At 70.2% G+C, this 21,809-nt stretch carries 17 protein-coding genes; 7 read left to right on the forward strand and 10 right to left on the reverse strand.

Annotation, left to right across the window (positions count from 1 at the left end; genetic code table 11):
* Nucleotides 1-879 (reverse strand): hypothetical protein (locus tag Q0C81_RS03065; RefSeq protein WP_291833351.1); only part of this gene is annotated, 879 nt, incomplete at its 3' end.
* A 168-nt stretch (nucleotides 880-1,047) separates the two neighbouring features.
* On the opposite strand from Q0C81_RS03065, the gene Q0C81_RS03070 reads away from it, so the two are divergent.
* On the forward strand, nucleotides 1,048-1,872 hold the full coding sequence (locus Q0C81_RS03070) for a DUF2306 domain-containing protein (protein WP_291833353.1): 825 nt from the start codon (nucleotides 1,048-1,050) through the stop codon (nucleotides 1,870-1,872).
* A 7-nt stretch (nucleotides 1,873-1,879) separates the two neighbouring features.
* Here Q0C81_RS03070 and Q0C81_RS03075 read toward each other — a convergent pair whose 3' ends face one another.
* Entirely contained in the window at nucleotides 1,880-2,767 is an 888-nt protein-coding gene (locus Q0C81_RS03075; RefSeq protein WP_291833357.1) for a hypothetical protein, read from the reverse strand.
* A gap of 150 nt (nucleotides 2,768-2,917) precedes the next feature.
* On the opposite strand from Q0C81_RS03075, the gene Q0C81_RS03080 reads away from it, so the two are divergent.
* Complete coding sequence (locus Q0C81_RS03080; protein ID WP_291833360.1) at nucleotides 2,918-5,266, forward strand: GH92 family glycosyl hydrolase; 2,349 nt, start codon at nucleotides 2,918-2,920, stop codon at nucleotides 5,264-5,266.
* 141 nt (nucleotides 5,267-5,407) lie between these two features.
* Nucleotides 5,408-6,985, forward strand: a complete 1,578-nt coding sequence (locus Q0C81_RS03085; protein ID WP_291833363.1) for an ATP-binding protein — start codon at nucleotides 5,408-5,410, stop codon at nucleotides 6,983-6,985.
* On the opposite strand, the gene Q0C81_RS03090 is transcribed toward Q0C81_RS03085, so the two are convergent.
* Complete coding sequence (locus Q0C81_RS03090) at nucleotides 6,982-8,385, reverse strand: glycoside hydrolase family 47 protein (protein WP_291833366.1); 1,404 nt, start codon at nucleotides 8,383-8,385, stop codon at nucleotides 6,982-6,984. The genes Q0C81_RS03085 and Q0C81_RS03090 overlap by 4 nt on opposite strands.
* A 37-nt stretch (nucleotides 8,386-8,422) precedes the next feature.
* Nucleotides 8,423-8,881 (reverse strand): thioesterase family protein, encoded by a 459-nt coding sequence (locus tag Q0C81_RS03095; RefSeq protein ID WP_291833369.1) that lies wholly within the window; start codon nucleotides 8,879-8,881, stop codon nucleotides 8,423-8,425.
* A 225-nt stretch (nucleotides 8,882-9,106) separates the two neighbouring features.
* Here Q0C81_RS03095 and Q0C81_RS03100 point away from each other — a divergent pair, with 225 nt between their 5' ends.
* Nucleotides 9,107-9,367: a DUF2798 domain-containing protein gene (locus tag Q0C81_RS03100; protein WP_291833372.1), complete on the forward strand. Its 261-nt coding sequence runs from the start codon at nucleotides 9,107-9,109 to the stop codon at nucleotides 9,365-9,367.
* Here the strand turns inward: Q0C81_RS03100 and Q0C81_RS03105 are convergent.
* The 4 genes from Q0C81_RS03105 to Q0C81_RS03120 all read right to left on the reverse strand — a co-directional run bounded on the left by Q0C81_RS03105 (nucleotide 9,364) and on the right by Q0C81_RS03120 (nucleotide 13,355).
* On the reverse strand, nucleotides 9,364-10,113 hold the full coding sequence (locus Q0C81_RS03105) for a peptidase (RefSeq protein WP_291833375.1): 750 nt from the start codon (nucleotides 10,111-10,113) through the stop codon (nucleotides 9,364-9,366). The genes Q0C81_RS03100 and Q0C81_RS03105 overlap by 4 nt on opposite strands.
* A 73-nt stretch (nucleotides 10,114-10,186) precedes the next feature.
* The gene (locus tag Q0C81_RS03110; protein ID WP_291833378.1) at nucleotides 10,187-11,011 is read right to left on the reverse strand and encodes a transglutaminase family protein; all 825 of its coding nucleotides are present in this window, start codon (nucleotides 11,009-11,011) and stop codon (nucleotides 10,187-10,189) included.
* Nucleotides 11,011-11,943 (reverse strand): alpha-E domain-containing protein, encoded by a 933-nt coding sequence (locus Q0C81_RS03115; RefSeq protein WP_291833381.1) that lies wholly within the window; start codon nucleotides 11,941-11,943, stop codon nucleotides 11,011-11,013. The genes Q0C81_RS03110 and Q0C81_RS03115 overlap by 1 nt, the downstream gene beginning before the upstream one ends.
* The gene (locus tag Q0C81_RS03120; protein WP_291833384.1) at nucleotides 11,943-13,355 is read right to left on the reverse strand and encodes a circularly permuted type 2 ATP-grasp protein; all 1,413 of its coding nucleotides are present in this window, start codon (nucleotides 13,353-13,355) and stop codon (nucleotides 11,943-11,945) included. The genes Q0C81_RS03115 and Q0C81_RS03120 overlap by 1 nt, the downstream gene beginning before the upstream one ends.
* Nucleotides 13,356-13,602: 247 nt before the next feature.
* Here Q0C81_RS03120 and Q0C81_RS03125 point away from each other — a divergent pair, with 247 nt between their 5' ends.
* Complete coding sequence (locus Q0C81_RS03125; protein WP_291833386.1) at nucleotides 13,603-16,116, forward strand: TonB-dependent receptor; 2,514 nt, start codon at nucleotides 13,603-13,605, stop codon at nucleotides 16,114-16,116.
* 10 nt (nucleotides 16,117-16,126) lie between these two features.
* Nucleotides 16,127-17,803 carry an alkaline phosphatase D family protein gene (locus tag Q0C81_RS03130; RefSeq protein ID WP_291833389.1) on the forward strand — a complete coding sequence of 559 codons (1,677 nt, stop codon included), beginning with the start codon at nucleotides 16,127-16,129 and terminating at the stop codon, nucleotides 17,801-17,803.
* A gap of 4 nt (nucleotides 17,804-17,807) precedes the next feature.
* On the opposite strand, the gene Q0C81_RS03135 is transcribed toward Q0C81_RS03130, so the two are convergent.
* Nucleotides 17,808-18,704: an AraC family transcriptional regulator gene (locus Q0C81_RS03135; protein WP_291833392.1), complete on the reverse strand. Its 897-nt coding sequence runs from the start codon at nucleotides 18,702-18,704 to the stop codon at nucleotides 17,808-17,810.
* A gap of 94 nt (nucleotides 18,705-18,798) precedes the next feature.
* On the opposite strand from Q0C81_RS03135, the gene Q0C81_RS03140 reads away from it, so the two are divergent.
* Nucleotides 18,799-19,539 (forward strand): SDR family oxidoreductase, encoded by a 741-nt coding sequence (locus Q0C81_RS03140; protein WP_291833395.1) that lies wholly within the window; start codon nucleotides 18,799-18,801, stop codon nucleotides 19,537-19,539.
* A 140-nt stretch (nucleotides 19,540-19,679) separates the two neighbouring features.
* Here the strand turns inward: Q0C81_RS03140 and Q0C81_RS03145 are convergent.
* A partial coding sequence (locus Q0C81_RS03145) for a prolyl oligopeptidase family serine peptidase (RefSeq protein ID WP_291833397.1) occupies nucleotides 19,680-21,809 on the reverse strand: 2,130 nt, incomplete at its 5' end.

Below are 21,809 nucleotides of genomic sequence, written 5' to 3' on the forward strand. Positions count from 1 at the left end.
GATCGATCCCCGATAGGCGGGGTCGGCGAGCAGGGCCTTGGCTCGCCGGATCCGGTGATGGTTGATCAGCCGGTTGAAGTTGGGAAAGCCCAGGCCGGCGATGCACTGGGACACCCGGTATTCCGGCTCCCCCAGCCGCGCCGCGACGTCGGCGATCCGGAGGTCCGGCTCGGTGTGCAGCTCTTCCTCGCGGAGCAGGCGCTGAAGGCGTTCGGCCAGCCGCAGGTCCTCGGTCGTCGCGGCCCGCCGCGCGGTTCGCCCGTGGCTGTCCCGCTCCAGCGGATGGGTCACCCGGAACCAGATCGCAGCCCCGCACGCCCACAGTCCGGCGAAGGCGCAGGCGGCCTTGATCAGCTCGATCCGGTCGGCCTCCGCCTGCCCGCCCCCCGCGCTGCGCAGCCCCAGGATCGAGACGGCGACCAGCAGGGTGTAGACCGCCAGGAAGACGATCCGGAACCGCGTCTCGGACGTCGGAAGCCCAGGCCGGCGGCGGCTGAACGGCTCGACGAAGGTCAGCAGCAGGGCGGCGGACCCGCACAGCACATAGCTGTTCTCGGCGATCCCGGCGGCGGCGCTCCCGTTCGGCAGGAGGATGGCCGCCGCGCCGGAAAGCTGGATGATCAGCGCCACCACGCGCGGCCAGCGGGCGTCGTGCGGCTCGGCATCGAACAGGGCGCGCGTCAGCAGCCAGGCCCATCCGCAGGCCCCCACGCCGCCGACGGCGAAGACCGTCCCGGCGCCGCCGTCGAACAGCCGGCCCAGCACATAGCTCACGAAGGACAGGGCCGTGATCACGGCGTGGACGTGAAGCCGGTCCAGCGACCGCCACGACGACAGCAACCTGCCCCCCGGCGCGCTCTGCACTGTCAGCGTGGACATCCCGGCCCTTCCGAAACTCGCGGGATTGATGACCTGAAGCGACGGTCCCGTCCAGCGGGGCCGGTCCCGACGAAACAGGTTCTGGCCGAATTCCAAATCGGCGAGACGCCGTCCGCCCACGCCGCGAGCCTGCCGACGACCTCATGCGAGGCGTCATCGGGAGAGCCTATGTCGAACACCCCTTCACCCACGCCGGTCCGGAACGCGGCCGCGAAACTGCTGCGCTGGTCCGGCGTCCTCTGGTTCCTGGTCGCCGCCGTCGGCCAGATCGCCTTCATCGGCTTCATCCTGGTCTTCTACGGCGTCCGCACCGCGACCGGGAATTTCGCGGGCTGGAACGACAAGCCCCTGATCGACGGCTATGTCGAAGGCGACCACACCGGCAATCTGGTCTTCGCCGCCCACGTCCTGCTGGCCTCCGTCGTGACGCTCGCCGGCCTGATGCAACTGGTCCCGCGGATCCGCAGCCGGTTTCCAGCCCTGCACCGCTGGACCGGGCGATGCTTCCTGGTGATCGGCGGCTTCATGGCTCTGAGCGGCGTCTGGCTGGCGGTCGTGCGCGGCACCTATCTGTCGACCATTTCCGCCGTCGCCATCCTGATCAACGGCCTGCTGATCCTCGTCTTCGGAGGACTGGCCTGGCGTCACGCCGTCAAGCGGCGCTTCGAGACGCACCGCCGCTGGGCCATGCGCACCTTCATGGTGGTCAGCGGGGTCTGGTTCCTGCGGGTCGGGCTGATGGGCTGGGTCGTGGTCAACAAGGGGCCCGTCGGCATGACCAAGGACATGTCCGGCCCCGCCGACATCGTGCTGACCTTCGGCAGCTACCTGATCCCGCTGGCCCTGCTGGAGATCTATTTCGCCGCCTCCCGGACCGCCAATCCGGTCATGAAGACAGCCGTCGCCCTGCTGCTAGTCGCCGCCACGGCCTATACGGCGATCGGCGTGTTCGGCGCGATCGCCTTCATGTGGGCGCCCTATATGACCGGCTGAGCCGCCGTCACTGCGGCCGGGTCGCGGCCTGTTGGTCCCGCAACATCAGCTGGCCCACCTCGCCCGTCTGCTGGTTCAGCAGCTTGCGGTTCAGCTCGGCGTCATAGAGCGACTTCAGATAGGAGGCGTCCCATCCGGTCAGGCCCTCGACCTGACGGCCCGGTTCGAACAGGTTCAGCACGGTGTCGAAGGCCGCCGTCTCCGCCTCCGGATCAATCTGGGCCATCGCCACCATGCCGATGTAGTCGCCCAATTGCTGGAAGTTGAGGCCGGACGCGCGCGGCAGATCGATCACGATGAAGGCGCTGCGCAGATTATTGCGCAGGGTGGTCCGCAACCGGCTGTTCTCCTGCGGAATGACCGGCGCCCCGGGGTCCCCCGGCATTCGCACGGCGATCTGTCCGTCATCCGTCACCGGGATGCTGACGTGCCACCAGCGCACCGGCGCGCCCCCCTCCTGAAAGCGTTGCAGTTGGAACCCGCTTCGCGAGGCGCCGGCGTATCCGGGGCGGAAGGCCAGCGGGGCCGCCTCCACGAGGGCGCGCGCCATGGCGTCGCCGTCGTCGCTGGCCACGACCAGGATATTGGCCTTGCAGCCGGGCTCCCCGACCTCCAGCCCCGCCTCGAGCGCGACCGCCGACACCCGGTCGACGATGACCTGCGCCGCGTCGCGCCGAAGATTGGCGACCCCGACGCAGACCTTCCTGTGCCACCGGGCCGGCGCCCGACCGATCGGCGCGGCGATGACGCCTTCGACGAAGCTGTCGACCGTCTCCCTCAGGGTCCGGCTCTCGACGACGACCTCGTCCAGGGTCGTGGCCGGAGGATCCTGGACCGCGTCCTGCGGCGGCAGGCCCAGGGCCAGCGCGGCGGCGAAGGCGGTGACGAAGGCCATGTTCGGTGTCCAGCGTTCAGCGAGCGAGAATTTGGCAGTAAACAACCGGCGCGATCATCACGCCAGTCCTCTCGAGCACGCCCGCATCCGCCTTCCCTCGCCCGGCCAACCTGCCTAGGTTCGGGGGATCACTGGGCGGAGGGCTTCGGCATGAGACGGATCGGTCATCACACCATCCTGGCGGCGGTGTTCGCGACCCTGGCCCTGTCCGGCTGCGCCACCGCGCAGGAGGCGCCGACCGCGCCGCCGACGGCCTATGAGGCGGTCGATCCCTTCATCGGAACGGCGGGCAAGGGCCATACCTTCCCCGGCGCCGTCGCGCCGTTCGGCATGGTGCAGCTGAGCCCCGACACCGACTTCCGGCCCTTCCGCCAGGCCTACGACTGGGCCGCGGGCTACCGCTACGACGACCCGACCATCCTCGGTTTCTCGCACACCCATTTCTCGGGCACCGGCCACTCGGATCTCGGCGACGTGCTGCTCACCCCGATCTCGGGCGAGGTGCGCTGGGACGCGGGCGATCCGGCCCAGCCCGGTTCGGGCTACCGCTCGCGCTACAACAAGGCCTCCGAAGTCGCCGACCCCGGCTACTACGCCGTCAGCCTGACCGATTCCGGCGTCCGCGCCGAGCTGACCGCCGGCGTCCGCGTCGGCCTGCACCGCTACAGCTTCCCGCGCGCCCAGCCGGCCCGCATCCTGCTCGACTTCCGCCCGTCCATCTACGACTACCCGGGCAAGGTGCTGTGGTCGCGCATCCGGGTGCGTCCGGACGGCACGGTCACCGGCTTCCGCGAGACGCGCGGCTGGGCCCCCGGCCGCCAGCTCTATTTCGCCATGCGCTTCTCGCGCCCCATGGTCGGCTACCAGCTGCAGAACCGCGAGGAGAACATCCCCTACAACGGCTTCCGCCAGCCGGGCCGCGCCATGGACGACCGCGCCCAGGTCCAGGGCCGCGCGCTGGAGGCCGCCTTCGACTTCGGCTCGATCGCCGGACCGCTGCTGGTCAAGGTCGCGGTCTCCTCGGTCGATGAAGACGGCGCCATCCGCAACCTCGACAGCGAGGGCGGCGACTTCGATTTCAACGGCGTGCGCGCCCGCACCCGCACCGCCTGGGAAGAGGCGCTGGGCGCCGTCGACATCGAGGCCGCGCCCGAGATGCGCGCCGGCCTCTACACCGCCCTCTACCATTCGCTGATCGCGCCGTCGGTGCATGGCGACGCCGACGGCCGCTGGCGCGGACCGGACAACGCCGTCCACCAGTCCGACTTCACCGTCCACTCGACCTTCAGCCTGTGGGACACCTTCCGCGCCCAGCACCCGCTGCTGACCCTGGTCCAGCCCGACACCCGCAACGCGGCCATGATCAACTCCCTGATCGCCGCGCAGAAGGTCAGCCCCTACGGCATCCTGCCGGTCTGGTCGTTCGCGGGTCAGGAGACCTGGACCATGATCGGCTACCACGCCGTCCCGGTCATCGCCGACGCCTACCTGAAGGGCGTCGAGGACGTCGACGGCGAGGCGGCGCTCGACGCCATGGTCGCCAGCGCCAGCTACCGGCCCTACGGCGGGCTGGGCGACTACATGGACCTCGGCTACGTCCCCATCGACCGCGAGCCCGAGGCGGCGTCCAAGACCGTCGAATACGCCTATGACGACTGGACCATCGCCCGCATGGCCGAGCGGCTCGACCGCACGGATGTCCAGCGGACGTTCGACCGCCGCGCCGGCTTCTGGCGCAACACCTTCGACACCGAGACGGGCTTCGTCCGCGCCCGCCTGGCCGACGGCAGCTTCCGCACGCCCTTCGACCCGACCGCCATCAACTACGGCTCGGACTACACCGAGGGCAACGCCTGGCAGTATTCGTGGTTCGTGCCGCAGGACATGGCCGGACTGGTCACCGCCCTGGGCGGCGATCAGGCGGCGATCACCCGGCTGGACGCCATGTTCGACCACGACAACACCGGGCTGGACTACTCCCACGCCGAGGACATCGCGGGCCTGATCGGCCAGTACATCCACGGCAACGAGCCCAGCCACCACTCGGCCTACGCCTATGTCTTCGCCGGCGCCCCGTGGCGGACGCAGGCGCGGCTCAAGCAGATCATGGACAGCCAGTACCACTCGCGGCCCGATGGGCTGGCGGGCAATGACGACGTCGGCCAGATGTCGGCCTGGCTGATGTTCACGGCGCTGGGCTTCTATCCGGTCACCCCGGCCTCGGGCCAGTACGTCATCGGCCGTCCCTTCGTGTCGCGCGCCGCCCTCAACCTGCCCAACGGTCGCCGCTTCGTCATCTCGACCGAGGGCCTCTCGGACGAGAACCTCTACGTCCAGTCGGTCAGCCTGAACGGCCGCCCGCTGGACCGCACCTGGATCGGCCACGACGAGATCCAGGCCGGAGGCGAGCTCCACTTCGTCATGGGGACCGAGCCGAACCTGACATGGGGGACGACGGAGGCGGAGCGGCCGTATTCGATGAGCGCCCCCGGACGCTGATCCGTCACACAGGGCTAACCCCGCGTTCACCCTCGCCGTTCATAACGCCGCCGTCGATGGCCGCGCGTACAGGCGGCCAGGTGTGGAGTGTGCGTGTTGCGTAGCCGGACATGGACGACCTTTCGGGTCGCGATCCTCCTTGTGGCCCTGGCCAGTCTGGGGATGCTGGCGGTGCTGGCCGTGGTCGGTTCGGCCATCGACGCCCACCAGCGCGAGAAGGAACAGCATCTGGTCGAGCTGAGGGTGGCCGGCGCGCTGAAGGGCGTCACCGCCGACCTGACCGCCGGCACCATCTGGGACGAGGCGGTCCTGCGTCTGGTCGCCCATGACGCGGACTGGATCGACCATCACCTCGGCGCCTTCTTCGCGGTCCAGAGCGGCCACGCCGCGACCGCGGCCTATGACGACAAGGGCCGCCTGATCCGCGTCAGCCTCGCGGGCAAGGCGGCGGGCGCCGACCCGGCCCAGCCCTTCGCCCACGCCGCCGCGCCTCTCGTCACCGACGTCCGTAACCGCGCGGCCGTCCGGGACCGGTCCGCCGTCGACATGAAGGCCGTCCGCCTGCGTAGCGCCGTGATCGGCGTCGAGGGCCGGACCTGGCTCGCCGCGGCCTCGACCGTCGTGCGCCATACCGACGGGGGCCCGGTCCCCGCCGCGGATCCCATCATCGTCTCCTTCAAGCCCTTCGAGACGGTGGTGGAGCCGCTGGGAACCGAACTCGGCCTCAAGCAGGCCGCCTATCGCCCCGGCGCCGGCGCCCCGGCCCTGCGCGGCCACCAGACCGCCGTGGCGATCCGCGACATCGAGGGCCGGACCCTGGGCTGGATCGTCTGGACGCACGAGGCGCCGGGCGCCCGCATCCTGCGCGAGGCCGGCCCCCTGATGCTGATCCTGCTGGTCGCCACCCTGCTGGCCGCCGCCCTGCTGTTCCGCCGCGTCGCCGACGACGTGCGTCGCCTCAGCGAGAGCGAACAGGCCCTCGCTCAGGCTCTGGAGAAGGCCGAGGCCGGCAGCGCCGCCAAGTCCCGCTTCCTGTCCAACATCAGCCACGAGCTGCGCACCCCGCTGAACGGCGTCCTGGGCATGGCCCAGGTGATCGAGGACGACCTGCTGACCCCGCAGCAGCGCGACCGCATGGCCGTGCTCAAGGAGGCGGGCAAGGCCCAGCTGCGGCTGATCGAGAACCTGCTGGTCGCCATGCGGCTGCAGAACGAGGCGGTGGCCCTGCACCCCCGCCCCTTCAGTCCCGACCAGCTGCTGCGCCAAATGGCCACGGACTACCGCGGCGGCGCGACCGCCAAGGGGCTGAAGTTCAGGATCGAGGCCAAGGCTCCGACGTCCCGGCTCGGCGACGAGGGCCAGATCGCCCGCCTGGTCGAACCGCTCATCGACAACGCGGTCCGCTTCACCACCGACGGAACCGTCACCGTCCGCGCCCGCGAAACCCACAACGCCCTGATCTTCGAGATCGAAGACACCGGCCCGGGCATGGCGCCCGAGGTCGTCGCCGACCTGTTCACCGCCTTCAGCCAGGCCGACGAGTCCTCCACCCGCTCCACCGACGGCGCCGGCCTCGGCCTGGCCATCAGCCACGGCCTGACCACCGTCATGGGCGGTCGCCTTCAGGTCGAGAGCGAGCCCGGCAAGGGCAGCCTGTTCCGGGTCACCCTGCCGCTGCCGCACGCGGACGAGGCGGCGAACGACGAGGCGCAGGCCTAGGCCTTCACGAACCCGCGCAGCACGTTCGCCTCGGTGCTCAGCTGCAGCCGGTTCAGGTCCACCCGCTTCGGCTCGGCGAACAGGATGAAGTAGTATTTCATCTGCTCGGACCACCAGTAGCCGGGGCAGTTGTCGCCCTGCTCCATCGGCCGCGTCGTGATGTCCTTCAGCGAGGTGTAGCCATAGGCCGCCTTCGAGGTGGCCTTCATATTGCGGTAGTGGATGGCCGTCAGCGCGCGGTAGCGGTCGTCCCGGTCGCCCAGCCACAGGTTCAGGCAGGCGTCGGCGAACTCGGGCCGCAGGCCGGTGCCCTTGCCGCGCGGCGTGCGGGTGCGGACATCCGTCGATTCCGGGATGATGACGTACTGCTCCTGCATCTCGGTGTAGGTGGCCAGGAAGTCGTCCCCCGCCGCCTTCTGACCCACCTGCCCCAGCAGCCCGGCCAGATAGGCGCCCAGCACCGTCTGCGAATACGCGGTCGTCTCGGCGGTCTCATAGTCCACCATCGGGAACCACAGGCGGCCGTCGAACCGCTTGCCCTGGTGCGCGACCATGGCCCCCATGCACTCCTCGGCCCAGCGCTTCATGTCTGTGTCGCCGAACAGCTCCCAGCTGTCCCACAGGTATTCGTAGAAACTGTCCGCATAGACGTCGATCGAGGCGTTGCGGCTGATGAACAGCCCCGTCTCGGCGTGGATGTTGGCGGCCATCAGCCCCTTGTCGGAGCGCATGTCCAGCGCGTGCTTCATCGCCCGCTTGGCCGCGGCATAGTAGCGGCTGTCGCCGGTCAGCTGGCTCAGAACCCCGAACTCGGTCGCATAGGTGCCGATCTCGGCCAGGTTGGTCTCCGGGTCGCGCACCGCCCCGGTCTTCAGGTTCACATAGCGGTACGGCAGGCCGTGCGGCGAGGCGTCGAAGGCCTTCATCAGCCGGTCGGCCAGGTCCTTGGCCTTGTCCAGCAGCACCGGATCGCCGCACGCCAGGTGCGCCGAGATCAGGCCGCCGACCAGACGGATGTTGGTCTCGAACACCTGCGAATAGTCGTCGATGTCGAAGTTCAGGTTCGCCTTCACCCAGTCGACGCCGGCCTGGAACTCCTCGTCCAGTTCCATGATCCACAGGGTGTCCAGCGCCTCGACCAGCGACAGGCCCAGGTCATGGCCCTCGATGAAGAAGGAGCGCGCCGTGCCGGAGACCGGATTGATCTCGTCCCGGCCCCACGCCTTGTCGACATAGTGGTCCCAGGCCCATTTGAACTCGGCCTTCACATCGGCGCCCAGGGCGGCCCAGTCCTCGGACCGCCACCCGGATTGCGCGTTCGCGGGCAGGCCGCTCAGGCCGGCCAGGGCGGAGCCGCCCATCAGGGTCAGGGCGTAACGGCGATTCAGCGACTGGATCATGCCCCACCCTATCGCGGGCGGCGGGCGTCGCAACCGCTCAGCCGCGGACGATCCGTCCCTCCAGGCCCCGCACCGCCGCGATGAAGGCCTCCGGGACGGGCACGGCCTTACGCGACCCGTCCAGCGCGACGCACACATAGGTCAGGCCGACATCGGCCAGCAGTTCGTCGCCCCGGAAGATACCCACCCGCGGCTGGAACGAGCTGCGTCCGAACCGCTCGATCCGCGCGCCCAGCCGCAGCATCTCGTCGCAACGGGCCGACGCCCGGAAGTCCAGCTTCGCCCCGGCCGCGAACATGTCGATCCCCAGGCCCGTCGTCCCCTCATGCCCCGGCAGGCCGATCGCCCGGAAATACTCGGCCATCGCGACGTCGGCGTAGACGAGGTAGTTCGGATTGAAGACCACCCCCTGCATGTCCACCTCTGCCCAGCGCACGCGCAGGGGCTCGAAGAAGACGAAATCGGCGGGAGTCGAAGGGGTGTCGAAGGCGGGCATGGCGACAGGCTAGGCGGCTTCAGACCGTTAACGCAAGCAGGCCGCGCCGGACTCCGCCGCCGCCACTTGCGATTCGTTCGCACATACTCTAGACACCGCCCCGTCGCCTCCGGGCGGCCGTAAGCGTCTCACGTCAGACAACGCATCCCTCCCGGTCGCGGCCGGGGCAGCCGGATCTCCGGCGGATGCGACATGGCCGACGACCCTTTCCAACAGAGACGCTCAATGCACCCTTCCATCATCGTCTTCCGCCGCCTGCCGGCGCGCTACAACGCTGTCGTCCAGCCCCTGGTCCTCTCGGTCATCATGAGCGGAGTGGTCTCGGCCATAACGACACTGCGCGGCCTCGGCCTGTCGCCGGCGTTCCCGGCGACGTGGCTGCCCTCGTGGGGCCTGTCCTGGGTCGTGGCCTTCCCGGTCCTGCTGGCCATCCTGCCGGTCGTTCGCCGCATCGTCGGCTGGATGGTCGAACCCGGCGGCCGCTAGGGATTCGCGGCCATCATCCACGGCGGTTCCGGCATGGCCGCGCGGGCCTGGGCCTGGGCCCGGGTCCAGCGGTCATGCAGATCCTCGAAATAGGGATCGTCCACCTCGATCCGGCGCTCGTCGCCGCTGATCATGCCGCGGCGCAGGGTCAGCATGTCGAAGGGCGCGCCGACGCCGACATTGCTGCGCATCGTGGTCGAGAACGAGATCAGCCCCAGCTTCACCGCCTCGGCCAGCGGCGTGCTCCCGCGCAGGCCGCTGACCAGGATGGGCTTGCCGTATTTGGCCTCGCCGATCTGCATGAAGGGGGTGTCGGGCCCGCACTCGATGAAATTGCCCTGGCTGTAGATCAGATACAGCTGCATCGGCCCGCCGGCGATCTGGCCGCCCAGCAGCATCGAGGCCGAGGTGTTCAGGCTGTCCGCCTCCAGCGCCGGGGCGATCGACTGGCGCACGTTGCGCAGCGCGTGGCCCAGCAGTTGCGCGCAGCGGAACAGCGACGGGGCGTTCTCCAGCGTCTCGGGCTCTTCGCCGACGTTCAGGTGGACGCCCTCGCGAACCATGGCCAGCGCCGTCTGGGTCACCGACAGATTGCCCGCCGTGGCCACGGCCAAAACGCGCTCGCCTGGATGATCGACGACATGCAGCTTGCGATAGGACGAGATGTTGTCGACGCCCGCATTGGTGCGGGTGTCGGCGATCATCGCCAGCCCCTCATCAACCAGCAGGCCCACGCAGTAGGTCATTGGACGTGTCGTATCCCGCGAACGTCAGAATTCGCCCGACCGTAACAGATTCCCGCGACGTACGACCCCACGGCTACGCCTGCTGTTGGCCCTGTTGCATGTCCGCATCACGTACGGTCAGGCGGACCGCAAGCGTCTCTCCGCTCCCGCCGTAGCTGGCCCCGCGCACCGGGGCGGCGCCCAGATAGTCCAGGCCGGTGGCGATGCGGACGTAGCGCTCGGTCGGGCAGACGCCGTTGGCCGGATCGAAGCCGACCCAGCCCAGACCCTCGATCCAGGCCTCGGCCCAGGCGTGGGCGGCCTCCTGATCGGCCCGGTCGCGCCGCGCCAGATGGCCCGAGACATAGCGGGCGGGCACGCCCATCTGGCGGGCGCAGGCGATGAAGACATGGGCGTGGTCCTGGCAGACCCCCCGCCCCAGGGCCAGGACCTCGCTGGCGGTGTTCGTCGGCGTGGTCACTCCGACCTCGAACGCCACCGATCCATTGATGGCGGCCATCAGCCGGTGCATCCGGTCCAGCGGCGGATGGGCCTGGAACTCGGACGCGAAGACCGAGATCAGCTTGTCCCGTTTCGTCAGGTCCGTATCGCGCAGGAAGACCAGCGGCGACAGCCGCTCCTGGTCCGGCGGGATCACGCCCGCCGTGTCGCTGGTCACCACCTCGCCGGTCACCCGGATCGTCAGGCTCTTGGTCGGCTGCTCGGTATAGAGGGCGTGGACGATGTTGCCGAAGGCGTCCTCGGAGCGGCGCAGGCGGGCGTCCACGTCCGTCTCCACCTGCCAGTCGCGCACCGTCTGCGCCTCGCTGGAGCGCGGCGTCAGGCGCAGGGTCTGGATGATGAACCGGGCCGCCCGGTCGTAGGCGTAGGTCGTGGCGTGGTCGATCCGGATGCGCATCAGCTCAGGTACTGTTCGGTGATGGCCTGCCCCAGCCGACCGTTCTCGGCGAGGAAGCTCTGGATGTATTCGTGCAGGCCCGCCTGGAAGATGGTCTCGATCTTCGAGGTCTCGAAGGCCCGCATCCGCTCCGCCGCCAGCCGCTGGGCCGGACCGCGCCGGCCGTAGTCGCTGGCCAGCCGTTCGAGATAGCGCACGATCGAGGTCTGGCAGCTGGCCAGCGAACGCGGCATCTGCCGGTTCAGCACCAGCAGGTCCGCCACCAGCCACGGCTTGACCGAGTCCCGGTAGACCCAGCGATAGGCCGTCAGCGCCGAGACCTCGCGCAGCAGGGTCGTCCACTGGAAGTAATCCAGCTGCCCGCCCACCCGTTCGCCCTCGGGCAGCAGCAGGTGGTATTTCACGTCCAGCAGGCGGGCGGTGTTGTCGGCTCGCTCGATCGCCGCGCCCAGGCGCAGGAAATAGTAGCCGTCGTTGCGCAGCATGGTCCGCGAGGCCGCGCCCTCGACCGACAGGGTGACCGTCTTCACCCATTCCAGGAAGTGGCCGAAGTCGTCGCGGCGGGTCGGCTGCCCCTGCTCGGCCAGGCCGTTCCAGGCGCCGTTGATCGCCTCCCACAGCTCGACCGTCAGGGCGGTGCGCACCGAGCGCGCATTGGTCCGCGCCCGGGTGATGCAGGCGGTGATCGACGAGGCGTTGTCCGGCGCGAAGGCCAGGTACTCGCGCACCGACTTCTCCGTCGGCGACCGGCCCAACGCCTTGGGCGCCCCCGCCGAGGCCAGCGCGCTGGCCCACACCGTCTCGGCGTCTCCGTCGCCGCGGGTCGGAATGGCGGCCAGCCGGATGGTGGCCTCCAGGATTCGGGCGAGAAAGTCCGCCCGCTCGATATAGCGGCCGGTCCAGTACAGGCTGTCTGCGGTTCTCGAAAGCATCAGACGTCCAGCACCCAGGTGTCCTTGGTGCCGCCGCCCTGGCTGGAGTTGACCACCAGCGAGCCGGGCTTCAGCGCCACGCGCGTCAGGCCGCCGGGGGCCACCTTCACCCCCTCGGGGCTGGACAGCACGAACGGCCGCAGGTCGACGTGCCGCCCGTGCAGCTCGCCCTTGTCCAGCGTCGGCGCGGTCGACAGGGCCAGCGTCGGCTGGGCGATGAAGTCGTCGGGATCGTTGATCAGCTTCTTGCGGAAGGCCTCGATCTCTGTCTTCGACGCCGCCGGTCCGACCAGCATGCCGTAGCCGCCGGATCCCCCGACCTCCTTGACCACCAGGTCGCCCAGGTTGGCCAGCACATGCTTCAGCGCCTCAGGCTCGCGGCACCGCCAGGTCGGCACATTCTTCAGGATCGGCGCCTCGCCGGTGAAGAAGCGGATGATCTCCGGCATGTAGGTGTAGACGGCCTTGTCGTCGGCCACGCCGGTGCCGACCGCATTGGCCAGGGTCACCGTCCCCGCCTCATAAGCGGTCATCAGCCCGGGCACGCCCAGCGCCGAGTCCGGGCGGAAGGTCAGCGGATCCAGGAAGGCGTCGTCGATGCGGCGATAGACGACGTCGACCTGCTTGCGGCCCTCGGTCGTGCGCATGAAGACCCGGCCATCGTCGACGAACAGGTCGCGGCCCTCGACCAGTTCGACCCCCAGCTTGTCGGCCAGGAAGCTGTGCTCGTAATAGGCCGAGTTGAACGGTCCGGGCGTCAGCACCACGATGGTCGGGTCCGCCCCCGCCGCCTCGGGCGCGCAGGCCCGCAGGGACGCCAGCAGCATGTCGGCATAGGTCTCGACCGGCCGCACCGGATAGTCGGCGAACAGGTCGGGGAACAGCCGCATCATCATCTCGCGGTTCTCCAGCATGTAGGAGACCCCCGAAGGCGTGCGGCAGTTGTCCTCCAGCACGTAGAAGCCGTCCTCGCCCGTGCGCACCAGGTCGACGCCGGCGATCTGCACCCAGATGTCGCGCGGCGGGCGGCGGCCCTGCATCTCGGGCGCGTACTGCGGATTGGTCAGGATCAGCTCGGCCGGGACGATCCCCGCCTTGATGCACTCCTGAGCGCCATAGATGTCGGCCAGGAAGGCGTTGATCGCCGACACCCGCTGGATCAGCCCCTTCTCCAGCCCGGCCCATTCGGTCGCTCCGATGATCCGCGGCACCACGTCGAAGGGGATCAGCCGTTCGCTGGACTCGGCGTCGCCATAGACCGCGAAGGTGACCCCCATCCGCCGGAAGAACAGTTCCGCCTGGCGCGAGCGCGCCTGCAGCAGGCCCTCCGGCGCGTCCGCCAGCCAGCGCGCCAGCCCGCGATAGCTTTCGCGGACGTCTCCACCGTCACCGGACATCTCGTCGAAGGCCATGCCGCTCCCACCGCAATGAATTTGCAGCGTGACCCGACAAGCGACGCTGGCGCAACAGTAATGTTGCGCTGCGGCAAAGGTTCAGGCGTGGCGGGCTCTTCCGAAGCGGCCTGGCGCGCGCGGGTCCGCCGTCCACGGAGCGAAGGTCACGCGGACGACGCGCCAGCTTCACCTCCCGGTCGTCCCACCGTCGCTTCGACGGCATACAGCCCCGCTAGGTCGGGCTCCTCACCTCGGGGGCCCCGTCATGATTCATCGCGTTCAACGTCCGTCCATCCTGCTCGGCGCCAGCGCCCTCGGCGTCGTCTGGGCCCTGGCCGGAACCGCTTCGGCCCAGGAGGCCGCCGCCGCCCAGCTGGACGAGGTCGTCGTCACCGCCCAGCTGCGTCAGCAGAGCGCCGTCGAGGTGCCCTTCGCCCTGACCGCCTACTCCGGCGAGCGCCTCGAGAGCCTCGGCGTGCAGGACTTCGAGGAGCTGTCGGCCTTCACCCCCGGCTTCCTGGTGCAGAACCAGTCGCCCAACAACCCGGGCTTCGTGATGCGCGGCATCACCTCGGACTCGGGCGCCGCCACCGCCGAACCGCGCGTCTCGGTCTTCCAGGACGGCGTCTCCATCTCCAAGTCGCGCGGCTCCTATGTCGAGCTGTTCGACATCGAGCGTGTCGAGGTGGCCAAGGGCCCGCAGTCGACCCTCTACGGCCGCGGCGCCCTGATCGGCGCGGTCAACGTCATCCAGAACAAGGCCGTGATCGGCGAGTGGGCCGCTTCGGGCCGCATCGGCCTGGGCGACTATTCCTACGCCATCGGCGACCTGGTGGTGAACGCGCCCATCGGCGACACCGCCGCCATCCGCTTCGCCGTCCGCCGCAAGACCCGCGACGGCTACATCCAGAACCTGCTCGGCGGCGAAAACTACAACAGCTTCGACACCCAGGCCCTGCGTCTGTCGGGCGCCTTCCGCCCCGCCGACGGCCTGCGCATCGACGTGATCGCCAACTATCAGACCGACGACTCGGCCGGCACCGCGTTCAAGTCGCTGGCCTTCACGCCGCAGGATCCGACCACCGGCGCCGTCCTCGGCACGCGCGAGCCCCGGACGGGCGCGGCCCTGACGCCCTCGGCCCTGTTCGACGGCGGCAAGCAACTGGGCCTCGACCGCGACGTCTGGGGCGTGACGGGCATCGTGTCCTGGGATCTGTCGGACAGCCTGACCCTGACCTCGACCACCGCCTACCGCGAGTTCAACTCGTACGAGACCTTCGACGCCGACGGCGTGTCGCTGCCGATCCTGACCGCCGCCGAAGAGGCCCATGGCGAGCAGACCAGCCAGGAGTTCCGCCTCAACTACGACAACGGCGGCCGCTTCTCCGGCTTCGTCGGCGCCGGCTACTTCTCCGAGGACGGCTATCAGCGCACCCCGACCCAGTTCGACGAGCGCATGGCCCTGGCCCAGCTGTCGGGCGTGCTGGACGGCAATCCCGCCGCCGTCGGCCAGAACACCCTGCCGGCCGCGGCCTATCCGACGGTCGCGCAAGGCGTGATCACCCAGCTGCTGACCCCGCTGGGCGCCGGCGCCCTGGCCCCGGCGATCGCCGCCAACCTGAAGGCCGCCCATATCGAGACGCCGATCAACGCCTCGGAGCTGACCTCGTTCGACGTGTTCGCGGACGCGACCTACGCCGTCACCGACCGCTTCGAGGTGGCCGCCTGCATCCGCTTCACCCGCGATGAGAAGACCACCGGCTACGCCTCCAGCGTCCAGAGCCGCTCGATCCTCGGCGGCCTGCTGGCGATCCAGACCGGCGCCGTTCCGCCGGCCCAGATCCCGGCGCTGCTCGGCGGCCTGGCGACCCCGGGCGCCGTCAACCTGCCGGCCGGCGTCCTGCCCCTGTTCGGCCTGACCGCCCAGCCGACCGCCAACAACGGCGACTTCAGCTACGGCGATCTGGAAGACGACGGCGTCACCTGGCGTCTGACGGCGCGCTACGCCCTGTCGGACGACGCCAACCTCTACGCCAACTACGCCCGCGGCCGCCGTCCCAAGGTGCTGGCCCAGGCCGGTCCGTCGGCCCCCGGCGGCGCGGTGACCTTCAAGGAAGTCGACGCCGAAAGCGTCGACAGCTTCGAGATCGGCGCCAAGGCCGCCCTGTTGGACCGCACCCTGCGCCTCGACGGCGCCGTCTATCTCTACAACTACGAGAACTTCCAGACGACGGTCCAGGACGGCGTCCAGTTCGTCGTCACCAACGCCGGCAAGGCCGAGGCCTACGGCTTCGAAGGCCAGGCGGTGTGGGCCGTCGGCGATCAGGTCGAGGTGTTCGGGACCTACAGCTACAACCACTCGCGCTTCAAGGCGGGCATCTACGACGGCAACCGCCTGCGCCTGTCGCCAGACCACCGCGCCTCGATCGGCGTGAACTGGACCCTGCCGGTCGCCGGCGGCTCCCTCCGGGTCCAGCCGACCTACAGCTGGCAGTCGGAAGTCTTCTTCGACGACGACAACGACCGCACCGACCTGCAGGCCCGCAACCTGGTCCCCGACCTGATCGTCGACGAGGTCCAGGACAGCTACGGCCTGCTGAACCTGCGCCTGCGCTACGCGCCGGACGGCGGCGCCTGGTCGGTCGAGGCCTTCGCCGACAACCTGCTGGACGAGAAGTTCATCAAGGACGCGGGCAACACCGGCGACGCGCTGGGCATGCCGACCTTCATCGCCGGCGAGCCGCGCACCGTCGGCGTCGTCTTCGGCGTCAAGTACTGAGGCCCGGCGCATGACCCTTCACCGTCGCGGCCTTCTCGGTCTCATCGGCGCCGGCGCGGCGGGCGCGGGCCTGCCCGCCGCCGCCCGTTCCGCCCGGGCGGTCGCCTTCCAGCACGGGGTCGCTTCCGGCGATCCCCGCGCCGACGGCGCCGTCATCTGGACGCGGGTGACTCCGTCCGATCCGTCGGCGCGCGGCATCCGCGTGGACTGGTCGGTCTGGCGCGACGGCGACGCCTCCGCCGCCGTCGCGGGCGGCACGGTCGAGACCGGGCCGGAGCGCGACTTCACGGTGAAGATCCCCGTCACGGGCCTGCAGCCCGGCGTCGAGTACCGCTACGCCTTCACCTCGGGCGAGACGCGCTCGCCGCAAGGCCGGGTCCGCACCCTGCCCGTCGGCGCCAACCCCGAGACCGTTCTGGCCGTCGTCTCGTGCCAGCTCTACCCGGGCGGCCTGTTCAACGCCTACGACGCCATCTCGAAGCTGGAACGCCTCGACGCGGTCGTCCACCTCGGCGACTACATCTACGAATACGGGGCCGAGCCCGGCGACTACGGCATGGACCACGGCGCGGCCCTGAACCGCGCCCCGGTTCCCGCCCACGAGATCGTCAGCCTGGCCGACTACCGCCAGCGGCACGCCCAGTACAAGACCGACCCCGACCTGCAGGCCGCCCACGCCCGCGCCGCCTTCATCTGCGTCTGGGACGACCACGAGGTCGCCAATGACACCTGGACCATGGGCGCCGAGAACCACACGCCCGCCACCGAAGGCGACTTCGGCGCCCGCAAGGCCGCGGCGCTGAAGGCCTATTTCGAGTGGATGCCGATCCGTGAACCGGAAGGCGGCCTGACCGAAGAGGCCATCTACCGCAGCTTCGACTTCGGCGACCTGGCCAGCCTGCTGATGGTCGAGACCCGCCTGACGGCGCGCAACGAACAGCTCACCTACGCCGCCGACATGCCGATGACCGCCGCCGGTCCCGACCTCGCCGCCTTCGAGGCCAGGCGCAACGACCCGGCCCGCGACCTGCTGGGCGACCGCCAGCGCGACTGGATCAAGACCACCCTGCAGGCTTCCAGGGCCGCCGGCCGGCCGTGGCAGGTGCTGGGCAACCAGGTCGTCATGGCCCGCGTGCAGGGGCCGGACATCTCCAAACTGGCCTCGCGCCTGGAGATCATGGCCCTGATGGCCAGCCTCAAGCCCGAGATCCGGGCCCAGGTCCAGCAGGCCCAGCAGCTGTTCAGCCTCGGCGTGCCCTTCAACCTCGACAGCTGGGACGGCTATCCCGCCGGCCGCGAGCGCCTCTACGCCGCCTTCGCCGAGGCCGGGGTCGAGCCCATCGTCCTGGCCGGCGACAGCCACGCCTTCTGGGTCAACGACCTGAAGGACGCCGGCGGCGCGCGCCGCGCGGTCGAGTTCGGGACCAGCTCCATCTCCAGCCCCTCCCCCGGCGACCACGTCCCCGGCGTGCCCCTCGGCGCCGCCCTGAACGCCGCCAACCCCGAGGTCGTCCTCTGCGACCAGACCGCCAAGGGCTACGTCCTGCTGACCCTGACCCCGACGCAGGCCAGGGCCGAGCTGCGCACCGTCTCCACCATCTTGGCCAAGCCCTACCGCGAGCGGACGCTGAAGACCTTCACCGTGGCGAAGACGACGACGGGCCTGGGGCCGCTGGTCGAGGTCTGATCCGTCAGCCCGCCGCCCGCGCATAGCGTCCGGGCGGCTGGCCGACGTAGCGGCTGAAGGCGGTGCTGAAGGTGCTGGCCGAGCCGTAGCCGACGCGCTGCGCCACCTCGTCCAAGGCCAGGTCTCGGGCGCGCAGCAGGGTCTTGGCCAGCGCCATCCGCCACGCCAGCAGATACTCCATCGGGGCCATGCCCACGGCGCGGGTGAACCGGTCGAAGAAGGCGGATCGCGACAGCGCCGCCGTCCGCGCCAGCTGCTCCACGGTCCAGGCCCGCGACGGTTCGCCGTGCATCCCACGCATCGCCGCCGCCAGACGGGCGTCCGCCAGCCCGCGCAGCAGGCCCGGCGGCGTCCCCTCCCCCGGCGCCGACCGCAGCGACTCGACCAGCAGCACCTCCACCAGCCGGGCCAGGATCAGCTCCCGCCCCGGCCGGTCCGCGCGGGCCTCGTCGGCGACCAGCTCGACCAGGGCCGACAGCCGCCCCGGCCCCCGCACATGGATCAGCGCCGGCAGCAGCGACACCAGCAGGGCGGCGTCGGGCGCGTCGAACGCGAAATAGCCGCCCAGCAGCCGCACGTCGGCCGGTCCGTCCGGCGTCCCATGCCGCAACTCCCCGCCCGGCGCGGCCTCGTCCGGATCCATCAGCCGGGGCGTCGCCGGCTCGAACCCCGACAGCACGAAGCCGGGTGTCGCGGGCAGCAGGATGAAGTCCCCCGCCTCCAGCACGACCGGCTCCTGCCCCGCGACCGCCAGCCGGCACCGGCCCTCCAGCACGGTGCAGAAGCTCGGATGGCCGAACTCGGCGTAGCGAACCGCCCACCGCCCGGCCCCGCTGATGCCCTTGGCGAACACCGTCCGGGGCCTCAGCAGGCCGATGATTTCAGAGAGGGGGTCGCTCATTCTGGACGATCACAAATAAAATCCGGACTTCAGATCGTATAACGTCCTGATACGGCCCGCTAGCCTGATGAGGTCAAACACAAGGATCACCCCCATGAAGACCGTGCTCATCACCGGCTGCTCCAGCGGCTACGGCCTCGAAACCGCGCTCCACTTCCTCGACCGGGGCTGGACCGTCATCGCCACCATGCGCACCCCGCGCCCGGATCTCTTCCCCGCCTCGGACCGGCTGCGCCTGCTGCCGCTCGACGTGACCCGCCCCGACAGCATCGCCGCCCTGGTCCAGGCCGCCGGACCGATCGACGTGCTGGTCAACAATGCGGGCATCGGCCTGCTCGGCGCCTTCGAGGCCACGCCGATGGCGACCGTCCGCGAGGTGTTCGAGACCAACACCTTCGGAACCATGGCCGTGACCCAGGCCTTCCTGCCCGACATGCGCGAGCGCGGTTCTGGGGTGATCGTCAATGTGACGTCCAGCGTGACCCTGGCCCCCATGCCGCTGGTGGCGGGCTATACGGCCAGCAAGACCGCGGTCCAGGGCTTCACCGCCTCCCTCGCCCATGAACTTGAGGGCTTCGGCGTGCGCGTGAAGCTGGTCGAACCGGGCTACGGCCCCTCGACGCGCTTCACCGACAACTCGGGCGACCGCATGAACGGCCTGATCCCGCCAGCCTACGCCCCATTCGCCGAGACGGTCTTCGCGGGCTTCCGGCCGGACATCGTGACCGTCCCGGCGGACGTGGCGAGCGCCGTCTGGCAGGCCGCCACCGACGGTTCGGATCGCCTCAGCTATCCCGCCGGTCCGGACGCGGTGGCCCTCGCCCGGCAGGACTGATCGCAGACCTTCTCCCTCCCCTTCATGGGGAGGGATGTCGGCGCTGCGCGCCGACAGGGTGGGGTCCGTATCCGAGAGCGCCGCTCCCCACCCGTACCGCTACGCGGTCCACCCTCCCCAGGAGGGGAGGGAGAACGGAGCTACTGGCCGCCCGCCGCTCGCGGCCCCGCGTTCTTCACATACTGGTCCAGCCAGCGGGTCATCTCCCATAGCGTATGGCCGACCGACTCCCGCGCCCGGTAGCCGTGGGCCTCCAGCGGCAGGACGACGTAGCGCACCTGGGCGCCCGTGCCCTTCAGCGCGGCGTAGAACCGCTCCGACTGGACCGGGAAGGTGCCCGAGTTGTCGTCCGCCTCGCCGTGGATCAGCAGGATCGGCTCATTGACCTTGTCGGCGTAGGCGAAGGGCGACATCGCATTGTAGGTCTCCGGCGCCTCCCAGTAGGTCCGCTGCTCGGACTGGAAGCCGAACGGCGTCAGGGTCCGGTTGTAGGCGCCCGAGCGCGCGATGCCGGTGCGGAACAGGTCGGTATGGGCCAGCAGGTTGGCGGTCATGAAGGCGCCGTAGCTGTGCCCGCCGACGGCGATCCGGTCACGGTCCGCCACGCCCAGCGCCACCACCGCGTCCACCGCCGCCTGCGCGTCGGCGGTCAGCTGGGCGATATAGGTGTCGTTCGGCTCGGCCCCGTCCTTGCCGATGATCGGGAAGGACGGATCGTCCAGCACCGCATAGCCCTGGGTCAGCAGGAACAGGTGGCTGGACCCGCCCGGGCGCACGAAGCGGTTGGCGGTGTCCACCACCTGACCGGCCACGGCGGCGTCGGTGAACTCGGCCGGATAGGCCCACATCACCAGCGGCAGCGGGCCGTCGCGGTCCTTGTCGTAGCCGGCGGGCAGATACAGCGTGCCCGACAGCTGCACCCCGTCGGCGCGGGCGTAGGTGATGGTCTGGCGCGACACGCCGGCCAGCTGCGGCGCCGGATCGGCAAAGGTCGTCAGAGCCGTGGGAGCGGCGCCGTCCAGGTTGCGGACATACAGATTCGGCGGATCGTTGCGCGTCTCACGCCGCGTCACCAGCCGCCGCGCCCCGTCGTCCAGCACGCCGACGATGCTCTCATAGTCGCCGCTGGCCGAGGTCCACAGCCGCTCCGACTGGCCGGTGTTCAGGTCCATGGCCGCCAGGAAGGGATATTCCCCCTCCCGCGTCGCGCCGGCGCCGGTCATCAGCAGGCGGCCGTCGGCGGTGAAGCGGGCGACGTTGAAGCCCTGCGCGTTCGGCTCGGTGATCGGCGAGCCCGGATCGTCGTAGCGGGCCTGATAGTTCCGCTCCAGCAGCACCCGGCCGGTCCCCGGACGCGAGGGATCGACGACATAGCGGGTCTCGTGCCGGGTGTTGAACCAGCGGCTGTTGACCAGCGCCGTGTCCGCATCGCCCCAGGTGACGCCGCCGTAGCGCTCCTTCAGGTCGATCAAGGTCGTCGGCTGGGCGCTGAACGGCGCGGCCAGCATGAAGACCCGGTCGCGGATCTCGGCGACGGTGCGGGGATCGCCCCCGTCCTGGGCCTCGACCCAGACCAGGGTCGACGGCGCGTCGGCGCGCCACTGCACCGAGCGCGGACCCGGAGCCACGGCGTCGAACGGGGTCGGGATGTTGTCGCGCAGCGGCAGGTCCGAGACCTGGTGCACCGTGCGCCCCTGCAGGTCGATGACCCGGGTCTGCGACGGGAACAGGTTGGCCGGCACCACATAGCTGTAGGGCCGCTTGACCGTGGTGGTCAGGATGTAGCGCCCATCCGGCGAGGTGCTGGCGCCCAGATAGACCGCCGGCTCGCCCAGGGCCCGCGCGCCCCGCCCGTTCAGGGGCACATAGGTCAGCTGCGAGGTGAAGTAGTGATCGAACAGGGCCTCGTCGCCCGCGTCGGTCAGCAGGTCCTGATAGGTCCGCGCCGGGGCCACCCGGCCCATGCTCTCGGCCACGATGGGGCCGGCGGGCGGACGGGTCACGTCCGGCGCCGCGCCGCGGCCCTCGGGCGTCAGCCGCACCACCAGGCCGGCGCTGTCCGGCGTCCAGTCGAAGGCGGCGCCCGCGGCGGCGTTGACCCGCGCCTCCGTCAGCTTGCGCGACCGGCCCGAGGCCACGTCCACGACCCACAGCTCCAGCCCCGTCGGCGCGTCCATCAGCAGGGCCACCGACTTGCCGTCCGGCGCCCACGACGGCGACACGAAGCGGGCGCCGGCGGGCAGCTGCACCGTCCGCGCCGCGCCGCCCGC

Origin of the sequence: Brevundimonas sp. (genome assembly GCF_023259385.1) — a bacterium.
In the GTDB taxonomy this organism is placed as follows: Bacteria; Pseudomonadota; Alphaproteobacteria; order Caulobacterales; family Caulobacteraceae; genus Brevundimonas.